The 8,390-nt window shown below is 71.7% G+C and carries 7 protein-coding genes; 4 read left to right on the top strand and 3 right to left on the bottom strand.

Features of this window, described 5'->3' with window-relative positions; all coding sequences use genetic code 11:
* Positions 1 to 91: 91 nt before the first annotated feature.
* Positions 92 to 625: a CGNR zinc finger domain-containing protein gene (locus ACFVYF_RS34560; RefSeq protein WP_389461819.1), complete on the bottom strand. Its 534-nt coding sequence runs from the start codon at positions 623 to 625 to the stop codon at positions 92 to 94.
* Between the two features lie 100 nt (positions 626 to 725).
* On the opposite strand from ACFVYF_RS34560, the gene ACFVYF_RS34555 reads away from it, so the two are divergent.
* Both ACFVYF_RS34555 and gap read left to right on the top strand, forming a co-directional pair.
* Complete coding sequence (locus tag ACFVYF_RS34555; RefSeq protein ID WP_389461817.1) at positions 726 to 1,646, top strand: DMT family transporter; 921 nt, start codon at positions 726 to 728, stop codon at positions 1,644 to 1,646.
* Between the two features lie 64 nt (positions 1,647 to 1,710).
* Complete coding sequence (gap, locus tag ACFVYF_RS34550) at positions 1,711 to 2,721, top strand: type I glyceraldehyde-3-phosphate dehydrogenase (protein WP_389461815.1); 1,011 nt, start codon at positions 1,711 to 1,713, stop codon at positions 2,719 to 2,721.
* 121 nt (positions 2,722 to 2,842) lie between these two features.
* Here the strand turns inward: gap and ACFVYF_RS34545 are convergent, their stop codons facing one another.
* Positions 2,843 to 3,619, bottom strand: a complete 777-nt coding sequence (locus ACFVYF_RS34545; protein ID WP_389461813.1) for an IclR family transcriptional regulator — start codon at positions 3,617 to 3,619, stop codon at positions 2,843 to 2,845.
* Between the two features lie 455 nt (positions 3,620 to 4,074).
* Between ACFVYF_RS34545 and ACFVYF_RS34540 the strand changes: the two genes are divergently transcribed.
* On the top strand, positions 4,075 to 6,477 hold the full coding sequence (locus ACFVYF_RS34540; RefSeq protein WP_389461811.1) for a DEAD/DEAH box helicase: 2,403 nt from the start codon (positions 4,075 to 4,077) through the stop codon (positions 6,475 to 6,477).
* Positions 6,478 to 6,484: 7 nt separating this feature from the next.
* Here the strand turns inward: ACFVYF_RS34540 and ACFVYF_RS34535 are convergent, their stop codons facing one another.
* Entirely contained in the window at positions 6,485 to 7,486 is a 1,002-nt protein-coding gene (locus ACFVYF_RS34535) for an SMP-30/gluconolactonase/LRE family protein (protein ID WP_389461809.1), read from the bottom strand.
* A gap of 126 nt (positions 7,487 to 7,612) precedes the next feature.
* Here ACFVYF_RS34535 and ACFVYF_RS34530 point away from each other — a divergent pair, with 126 nt between their 5' ends.
* Positions 7,613 to 8,053: a MarR family winged helix-turn-helix transcriptional regulator gene (locus ACFVYF_RS34530; protein WP_389461808.1), complete on the top strand. Its 441-nt coding sequence runs from the start codon at positions 7,613 to 7,615 to the stop codon at positions 8,051 to 8,053.
* Positions 8,054 to 8,390 lie beyond the last annotated feature (337 nt).

Here is an 8,390-nt window from a genome sequence, read left to right as displayed (position 1 = left end):
GCGCCGGGTCGTGGGTGGGCGCCCGCGCGGCGTCGGCCTGGGCCGGGTGGGCCCGGGGGCCTTGCCTCCCGGGCATCGGCGTCGACGGAAGTCAGGCGTGGCGGGAGCGGTAGAGGGCTGCCTTGGCGCGGTTGCCGCACCGGGTCATGTCGCACCAGCGGCGCGAGCCGCGGTGGGACCGGTCGACGTAGAGCCGGGTGCAGCGCGGCGCCGCGCACTCCTTGACCAACTCGGGTGTCTCGGTCATGAGTTGGATGGCGTCCCGGGCCACCGTCGACAGGACGGCGCCGACCGTGCCCTGGCGCCGCACCGTGCCGTCGGGCCGGAGTTCGGTACGTACGGGGTTGGGGGCGGCGGCGCGATTGACCGCGGCGCAGTCCTCGGGGGCGTAGGGCGCGTGCTCGGCCGAGGCGAGCATGAGGCGGTAGACCGCCTCGCGCAGGCGCACCGCCGCGGCCAGGTCCGCCCGGGTCGCCGTCGCGGGGTCGTCGAGGACCCCCGAGGAGGCGGTCCACTCGGAGAGATCGGCCGAGGTGGTGAGCAGATCCAGCGGGTCATCGCGCCGGCTCTGCACGGTGCCCACGAGATCAAGGGCCACACTGCCGCTGACAAATGCGAAGTTCATCCCCCAAGAGTAACCGTATTGACTGGTTCGTCGAGGCCTCTGTAGTGTTCTTCGTAACCTACTGATCTGGTTACTTCCTCAGTGAGAGGCCACCTCTGCAATGCAAGGCGCCGACCCGAAACTCGCCCCGGTCGAGGCCCCGGCCGAGGAGCCGCCGCAAGCCGCCGCTCCGCCGGCCTGGGCCAACGCGGCGATCCCCGCCGTCTTCGTGGTGCTGTGGAGCAGCGCGTTCATCGCGGCCGTGCTCGGTACCGACGCGGCTCCACCCCTGCTGCTGACGTTCTCCCGCTTCGCGGTCGCCGGCGTCCTGCTGGCCGTGATCGCCGTGGTGAGCAGATCGCCATGGCCCCGGGGGCGCCTGCTTCTGCATGTGATCGTCGCCGGCCTGCTGATGCAGGCGGTCCAGTTCGGTGCCTTCTACACGGCCATCGGCGCGGGCCTGCCCGGCGGTGTCGTCGCGCTGATCCAGGGGTTCAACCCCGTGCTGATCGCTCTGCTGGCCGGCCTGTTCCTGGGCGAGAAGATCAGCAGGCGGCAGTGGCTGGGCTTCGTCGTCGGCGGCGCCGGCGTGGTGCTCGCGGTCGCGGGCGCGCTGCACTTCTCCGCCAGTGCCATCGTGCTGTCCTTCGTCGGCCTGCTCGGCCTGAGCGCGGGCACGGTCTACCAGAAGCGCTTCACCCAGGGCGCGGACGTGCGCAGCAGTACGGCCGTGCACTTCATCGCCAGCGCACCGGTGATGGGCATTCTGACCCTGACCCTGGAGGACCCCAAGGTCTCCGACTGGGGCGCGTTCGGCGGCTCGCTCGCCTGGATCGTCCTGGTCAACTCGGTCGGTACGTTCCTGCTGCTCAACTTCATGCTCAAGAAGCAGGCCGCCAGCCGGGTGGGCACGCTCTTCTTCCTCACCCCGGCCGTCACCGCCCTGCTCGCCTGGCTGGTAATCGACCAGACGCTCAGTCCGTCCGCGATCATCGGCCTGCTCCTCGGAGGCGTCGGTGTCCTGCTCGCGGCACGCAAGTAGACAGGGCCGTCCCCCGGCATTCCGCCTCGCGCCGCCATCGACCATATAGAGAAGAGAAAGAGACATGAGCATCAAGATCGCGATCAACGGATTCGGCCGCATCGGGCGCGGTTTCCTGCGCGCCGCGCTCACCCACGGAACCGATCTTGAAGTGGTGGCGGTGAACGACCTCACGGACGCGGCGACCCTCGCGCACCTGCTGTCGTACGACAGCACCATGGGCCGTCTGGACGCCGAGGTCGAGGTCGACGGTGACGCCCTCGTGGTCGACGGCCGCAAGATCGCGGTGTACGCGGAGCGCGAGCCGAGCAAGCTGCCGTGGGGCGAGCTCGGCGTCGACGTCGTGGTGGAGTCCACCGGCATCTTCACCGACGGCCACAAGGCCGCCGCGCACCTCCAGGCGGGAGCGCGCAAGGTCCTCATCTCGGCGCCCGCGACGAACGAGGACATCACCCTCGCCTACGGCATCAACCACACCAGCTACGACCCGGCGAAGCACCACATCGTCTCGAACGCGTCGTGCACGACGAACTGCCTGGCGCCCCTGGCCAAGGTGCTGCACGACGGGCTGGGCGTGGAGCACGGCCTGATGACCACGGTGCACGCGTACACCCAGGACCAGAACCTCCAGGACGGTCCGCACAAGGACCCGCGGCGCGCGCGCTCGGCCGCTATCAACGTCGTCCCCACGTCGACCGGTGCCGCCAAGGCCATCGGCCTCGTCCTGCCCGAGCTGAACGGCAAGCTCGCGGGCCTGTCGCTGCGCGTTCCGGTACCGGTCGGGTCGCTGACCGACCTGTCGGTGTACCTGTCGCGGCCGTCCACCGTCGAGGAGATCAACGGCCTCTTCGCCGAGGCGGCGGCCGGTCCGCTGGCCGGGGTCCTGCGCTACACGGATGCCCCGCTCGTCTCGACCGACATCGTCGGTGACCCGGCGTCCACCATCTTCGACTCGAAGCTGACGACGGTCACCGGCGACGGCCGGCACGTCAAGGTCTTCGGCTGGTACGACAACGAGTCCGGCTTCTCCCACCGGCTGATCGATGTGGCACGGCTGCTGGGTGCCGGCGCCTGACCCACGGTGACGGCCGCCGGGATGCGGCCGCCTGTTGTCCTGCCCCGACCGGCCACCGGGCCGCTCGGGGCAGCGCGGTTCCCGCCGCGTACGACGCGGTGGAGCGGTGGAGCGGTGGGATTCAGCCGGATGTCTGCCAGGCGACGCCGCGTCCGGCCCCGAGTTCACGCGAGAGCAGGGTGGCCACCTCGCGCACGGCGACGGCATGCTGCTTCCGGCCTTCTTCGGTGAGGAGCCGTTCGACGGAGCCGACGATGCCGATGGCGCCCGCCACCTGGCCGTTCCGCTCGAACACGGGTGAGGCGATGCCGGCTTCGCCCAGCGCGCTCTCCTGGTCCTCCTGCGCGTAGCCGAGCCGCCGGATCTCCTCCAGCTGGCCCGTGAGGACGGCGGGATCCACCACGCTCTGTCCGGTCAGCGTGGCCAGTTCGCCGTTGAGCAGGGCCTCCTGCTCCCGCTGCGGCAGGAAGGCGACCATGGCCTTGCCGAGTGCGCAGGTGTTCCAGGGGATGGTGGCGCCGAGCTCCAGGATCTGCACCCCGCTGCCGCGCCGGAACGCGTGATGCACGACGAGGACGTGCCGGTCGTCGAGTACGGCGACCCAGACCGCTTCCCCGGTGCGCTCGGCGAGGCTGTCGGCCCAGGGGAGCGTGCGCGAGCGCAACTCCTGTGTCTCCAGGTAGGAGTTGCCGAGCCGGAGCAGGGCCGAGCCCAGGAGGTACTTGCTGGTCTCCTTCTCCTGGCGGACCAGCCCCTCGGCCTCCAGCGTGCGCAGCAGCGCGTGCACGGTCGGCTTGGACACTCCGATCCGTTCAGCGATCTCAGTCACGCCCAGACGAGGGCCGGCTGCCGCCAGTTCCCGGAGGATGCGTACCGCACGCTGAACAGACTGCACCATGACCTTTACTCGCATTCAGTATTGCGGAACGCCATTCAGAAAACATAACATCCGCTGGTGGCGAGGCACTCATCAGCGTAGGACTCGCTTTTGACCGACGGTCAGTGCGTCATGGTCCGCCGACAGGCAACTGATGCGGGCTCGCGGGGTGTCGCAGGGGGCGGCGCACTCTACCCCACTCAGTTTTGAGCCCCGCTGCGGCTGCCCGTCGGCGACGACGGCGTCACGGCGGCCCCCGGGACCTCGTCCAGGTGCGCGCGGACGTCGCCGGGGAGAGCGGACGTCGTCACACAGGAGAAGGACGCCCGGGCCACGCATTCGTCAACAACTGCCGCCCGGCCCGCCCCTCGGTGCCCGCCCGCGATCCCGCGGGCCGTCCCGGCTGTCAGTCCCGCGTGCGAGGATGCGCGCATCGGGGCGGACAGCACAGGCGGACAGCACACAAGGGGCGCGTCATGGCGGGTGTCGACGGGGCGGCGAGCGGGCCCTCGGCGGTGCCGGGCGACGGCGGGAAAGGTACGTCGCGGGACGAGCCGGCGGGCCGCGGCTCCCGTGGCCCGCGCACGGAGTCGTGGGCCCCGCGGGAGGAGCCGCCGGTCGGCCGCAGAGCCCGTGACCTGCTCACGGAGGGCGCGCGGCTGTACGAGGCCGCGCGCACCGTCCTCGCCGACCACGCCCGCGCACTCGAAGCCGTCCGTTCGGCACTCGCGCCGCTCCAGGCCGAACTGGTCGCCCAGGAACTGGAGCTCATCCCCGTCTCCCGGCTGAAGGACGTCACCGAGGGGCGGTTGCGGCTGGGCGCCATCGAGTCGGCCGGGCTCGGCTCGGTGCGCGCGGTGTACGAGTCGAGCCGGTACGCCCTGCGGCAGATCCCCGGCGTCGGCGCGCAGACCGCCGACCAGGCACTCGCCGCCGCCCGCCAGATCGCCCGCGCGGTCGAGGAGACCGTCTCCCCGCGGATCGACGTCGACCACCCCGAACCCCGGACCGCCGCCCTGGTCGTCGCGTTGCAGCGGCTCGTCGAGGCAGGCCCCGAGCTGCGGCGGGCGGTGGACGCAGCCCGGCGGCTGGACCAGCGGCTCGCGACCCTGCTGCCCGCGGCCCGGCCCGCCGCCGGCCGGCTGCGGATGGCGTTCAGCGGACGGGACCGGCGCGAGAGCGCGATCGCGGCACTCACCGAGATCCGTGAGCTGACCGCCGACGCGGCCGCGCGGGGCGTACGGCTGCTGCTCGCCCAGGCCTCGACCGACCTGCTGCGGCAGCCGGCCTCCGACATCGAGGCCTGGGTCGACTTCGAAATGCGCTCCGCGGAGTACTACAGCCAGCTCGCCGAGGTCTCGGACCACACCCCGGACGTCGCGGCGGCGGAGGGCTTCCTGCCGTCGGAGGTCGCCGAGCGGGTGCACGCCCAGGGGCTCGACGACACCCAACTCCGGGTGTCGCTGCGGGGTTACCAGTCCTTCGGCGCCCGATTCGCGCTGGCCCAGCGCCGGGTCGTCCTCGGCGACGAGATGGGGCTCGGCAAGACGATCCAGGCCATCGCGGCGCTCGCGCACCTCGCGGCGGAGGGGCACAGCCACTTCGTGGTGGTGTGCCCGGCCGGCGTGCTGATCAACTGGACGCGTGAGATCCGTGCGCGCAGCACCCTGCGGGCCGTGCCGGTGCACGGCCCCGACCGGCGGGACGCGTACGCCGAGTGGCGCGAGCGCGGTGGCGTGGCGATCACCACGTTCGACGTCCTGCACACCCTGCCCCTGCCGGACGGCTCCGAGCCGCGGCCGCCGGCTCGGACCCGGGCCGGGAAGCGCTCCCCGCAGGGCCGGGCCGAGCGGCGGCCCGCGCGTCCGGCGGGCAGTCCGGCGCAGGACCGTGCCACCCCGGAGGCGCCGGGCATGCTCGTCGTGGACGAGGCGCACTACGTGAAGAACCCGGAGACCCGCCGCTCGAAGGCGGTCGCCGTCTGGACCGGCCACTGCGACCGCGTCCTGTTCCTCACCGGTACGCCGATGGAGAACCGCGTCGAGGAGTTCCGCAGCCTCGTCCGCCACCTCCGTCCCGATCTGCTGCCCCGGATCCACAGCAGCAGCGCGGTCGCGGGACCGCACGCGTTCCGCAAGACAGTCGCCCCCGCCTATCTGCGCCGCAACCAGCAGGACGTCCTCACCGAACTCCCCGGGCTGCTCCAGGTCGACGAGTGGGAGGAGTTCAGCGCGGCGGACCAGGACACCTACCGGGAGGCGGTCGAGGCCGGGAACTTCATGGCGATGCGCAGGGCCGGATACGTCCACGCGGAGAAGTCCGCGAAGCTCCAGCGGCTGCGCGAGCTGGTGTCCGAGGCAGCCGAGAACGGACTGAAGGTGGTCGTGTTCTCGTACTTCCGGGACGTGCTGGCGACGGTCCACGAGGCCCTGGGCGAGGGGGTGTTCGGGCCGATCTCCGGGTCCGTGCCGGCCGCCCGACGGCAGCGCCTGGTCGACGAGTTCGCGGCGGCCGGCGGACACGCCGTGCTGCTCTCCCAGATCGAGGCCGGCGGGGTCGGCCTCAACCTCCAGGCGGCGTCCGTGGTGATCCTCTGCGAGCCGCAGGTCAAACCGACCCTGGAGCACCAGGCCGTGGCCCGCGCCCACCGGATGGGCCAGGTGCGCCCGGTCCAGGTGCACCGCCTTCTCGTCACGGACAGCGTGGACGAGCGGTTGCTGAGCATCCTGAAGAACAAGGACCGGCTCTTCGACGCGTATGCCCGCCGCAGCGACGTGGCGGAGGCGACGCCGGACGCCGTCGACGTCTCGGACGGCAGCCTCGCCCGCCGGCTCGTCGAGGAGGAACAACAGAGACTGGCCGCTGGGCCGAGCGGCTGACGCGTCCTCAGATCCCGTCGACGTACGCCACGGTGAACGGGGTGTCCGGGGTCCCCGGCCCCATCGGGCCGCCCTTGTCGAACTGGGAGCGGACGACGAGCGTACGACCGTTTCGGCGTACGAGGGTGGTGGGGATCTGGAGCGAGGCGTCGGTGACGCTGCGCTCCAGGCGGGCCGCGGTGCCGTCGCCCGACAGCCGCCAACGGCTGATGGTGTTGGTGGCGTTGAGGGCGGCCCACAGGGTGCCGCCGACCAGCTCCAGCCCGTCGCCGTTCACCAAGTCGCCTCCGCTCAGGGCTACTTGTCGTATCCGGCCGGTGGCGAGGTCCACGCGATAGAGGGCGCCCCCGGTCATGTCGACCGTGAGCAGGTAGTGGTCGGAGGCGACGATGCCGTTCAGGGTGAAGGTGCCGGACGGATGCGGGGCCAGGACGCCACCGAGGTCGTACGCCGTGGTCAGCACCGAGCGGCCGCCGTGCGCGGTCGCCCGCGCCAGCTCCGCCGGTGACACGCGGTAGATCACCTCGCGCACGCTGTCCGTCAGATACGCGCTGCCGTCCGGAGTGATCGCCAGGTCGTTGACGAAGCGTGCGCTGTCGCCCGGGACGTCGAAGCGGGCCAGCAGGGTCCGGGTGCGCAGGTCGTAGACGTCGACTCCGGAGGTCGAGTCGGTCACCCACAGCCGGCCCGCCCGGTCGACCTTCAGGCCGTTGGCGGTGGCGCGGCCGTCCGCGTCGGCGGGCAGGAAGACCTCGGCGGTATGGCGGCCGGGCGTCGTCCGGTAGACGGCGCCGGTGGTGTACGAGCCCACGTAAAGCCGGCCCGTGCGGGGGTCCGCGGCGATGCCCTCGGGGTAGACGCGGTCGCCCGGGAGCTCGTACGCGGTGGAGACGCGGGGCGGGGTGACGCGGGCCGCGGCGGAGGCCGCGGGCGGTGCGGTGACCGCGGTCGCCGCGACGGTCAGGGCGGCGGCGGTCAGGAAGGTGCGGCGCTGGATCGAACGGGACACGACGGTGCCTCTCGGTCGGCGGCTGAATCAATGGTCGAGTGCGAAGTTAGATTAGAGCCCTAATGCTCGTCAAGGTACTTATCTTCCCCAGAGGGCTCATCGTCGTATGGCCGATACGATGCGGAGATGACGTCCATGCCAGTGCCCGAGCGGCTCGGCTCCCACATCAAGCGGGCCGAGCAGGCTCTCAACGCGACGAAGACCGCCGTGCTGAAACCGGCCGGTCTGACCGTCGCGCAGTACGGGGCGCTGCTCCACCTCAGCGAGAACGCCGGTATCTCGGCCGCCGCGCTGGCCCGGCTGTGCGGGGTCACTCCGCCGACCATGAACACGGTCCTGAAGAACCTCCAGGACCGTGGGTTCATCGAGCGCACGCCGCACGAGTGGCACAAGAACGTGCTGGAGACGCGGCTCACCGAGGCGGGGCGGGTCGTGATGAACGACGCGGATGCGCGGGCGGTGCGGGTTGAGCGGGCGTTGGCTGCGGAGTTCTCTTCCGAGGAGCGGGGGGCGCTGGTTGCGCTGCTGGGTCGGTGTGTGGCGCTCCTCGAGAAGGAGCGGCCTTAGACCTCCCCCGGCGTGGGTCGCCCCGCTTGTGCGGTGCCCTGACCTGGGTCCTGTCCCGCCTTGGGGCTCCGCCCCAGACCCCGCTCCTCAATCGCCGGAGGGGCTGGATCTTGCCCCCGGCCCGGGTTCTGCCCTGACCTGGGTCCTGTCCCGCCTTGGGGCTCCGCCCCAGACCCCGCTCCTCAATCGCCGGAGGGGCTGGATCTTGCCCCCGGCCTGGGTCCTGCCCCGACCCGGGTCCCGTCCCGCCTTGGGGCTCCGCCCCAGACCCCGCTCCTCAATCGCCGGAGGGGCTGATTCTTGCCCCGGTCCTGGGAGCCGGACGGGCTGATTTCTG

The sequence above is a fragment of the Streptomyces sp. NPDC058274 genome (genome assembly GCF_042881375.1).
Lineage (GTDB): Bacteria > Actinomycetota > Actinomycetes > Streptomycetales > Streptomycetaceae > Streptomyces.
Note: the sequence above shows the minus strand (reverse complement) of the source record. Positions and strands in the feature narration are given on the sequence as shown.

Coding starts and splice junctions, on each gene's coding strand:
- ACFVYF_RS34560 (WP_389461819.1), bottom strand. CDS start 625: ATGAACTTCGCATTTGTCAGCGGCAGTGTGGCCCTTGATCTCGTGGGC.
- ACFVYF_RS34545 (WP_389461813.1), bottom strand. CDS start 3,619: ATGGTGCAGTCTGTTCAGCGTGCGGTACGCATCCTCCGGGAACTGGCG.
- ACFVYF_RS34555 (WP_389461817.1), top strand. CDS start 726: ATGCAAGGCGCCGACCCGAAACTCGCCCCGGTCGAGGCCCCGGCCGAG.
- ACFVYF_RS34530 (WP_389461808.1), top strand. CDS start 7,613: ATGACGTCCATGCCAGTGCCCGAGCGGCTCGGCTCCCACATCAAGCGG.
- gap (WP_389461815.1), top strand. CDS start 1,711: ATGAGCATCAAGATCGCGATCAACGGATTCGGCCGCATCGGGCGCGGT.
- ACFVYF_RS34540 (WP_389461811.1), top strand. CDS start 4,075: ATGGCGGGTGTCGACGGGGCGGCGAGCGGGCCCTCGGCGGTGCCGGGC.